Origin of the sequence: Nibrella viscosa, from assembly GCF_039541875.1 — a bacterium.
GTDB classification, from domain to species: Bacteria; Bacteroidota; Bacteroidia; order Cytophagales; family Spirosomataceae; genus Nibrella; species Nibrella viscosa.
On record NZ_BAABHB010000043.1, the window covers coordinates 1 to 1,088 of the forward strand.

The following is a 1,088-nucleotide window of genomic DNA, read 5'->3' on the forward strand; positions in this document are numbered from 1 at the left end:
GGGCCAGGAATTCTTCTTCGGTCAGCATCGGAGTAGTAGTTAGTTAGCTAGCTCAAGGTACAACCTAAGGCGCTCCCCGTCAACCAATCAACTCACATACATCAATACGACAAATTGAAATGCACCCTTTGATTTTGCTGAAGCGTTGGCTTGTCTGTTCATTTGTCCTTTCGTTTAATTGTTGCACTGTCGTCTTTTAGCATGACCGGTAACGTTGACCGGCTTGGCGTTGTGGCGGTATTCTGTGTTCCGTCTGCCGACAACTGAAGCCGAATGATGAACTAATGTACATGTTTTATTCTACTGCTCAATAGTGTTCAGTCAAGCTGGATATGCAGTACAATAGCGAACAAAATGTTGATGCTGCGTTTCGTCCGCCGCCATAACGCCAAACCGATGTTACCTGCATGCCCTTCTTTCGGGGTGTGTCACGATAACGCATGTGTCCACCGAAGTTGGGTGTGTCCAGAAGCGTCGGAAAAAAGCACACTCTTTTGCAAGTTGGCTTTGTGTTTTGCCTTGTGTGCTTGCAAATGTGTGTGCTTTTGTGTGTCGGCTATTCGTTATTAGCTTCAAAGTCCAACTCGATTTGGTCGTCGTCAATTTCTTCTTCAACGTCCAACTTTGGAAGAGCATTTATCCTTTCAAGAATTTGGCTTTTCGTCCAAATTAAGCCGTTTGTTACTTGCGGTGTATTTTGAAAGTCGAAGCTTAATTTAGAAATTTCCCCTACTGTGTGAGAAATGGTGTCTTCCCATTTCTTATTTATTTCATCAATAATTCTTCGGCGTTCTAAGAGCAAAATTTTAATTCGTTTTACAATTTCGTTTTGAGTGTCAATATCAGGAACAGGAATAAGTGTTTTCTCTACGTCACTGTCTAAGATGGCAGGATAGCTTGAACCAGTTGAAAACTTACGAAACTGTTCAATGGTAGAATTTAACCTTAATGCAAAATGTAAGGGGTGCATTTCAATTTGTCGTATTGATGTATGTGAGTTGATTGGTTGACGGGGAGCGCCTTAGGTTGTACCTTGAGCTAGCTAACTAACTACTACTCCGATGCTGACCGAAGAAGAATTCCTGGCC

At 42.5% G+C, this 1,088-nt stretch carries 1 protein-coding gene; it reads right to left on the bottom strand.

The genetic code is table 11. The annotated features are described in order from the left end of the window. Positions 1-556 precede the first annotated feature (556 nt). Positions 557-970 (bottom strand): restriction endonuclease subunit S, encoded by a 414-nt coding sequence (locus ABD931_RS29095; protein WP_345271646.1) that lies wholly within the window; start codon positions 968-970, stop codon positions 557-559. Positions 971-1,088 lie beyond the last annotated feature (118 nt).

Coding starts and splice junctions, on each gene's coding strand:
- ABD931_RS29095 (WP_345271646.1), bottom strand. CDS start 970: ATGCACCCCTTACATTTTGCATTAAGGTTAAATTCTACCATTGAACAG.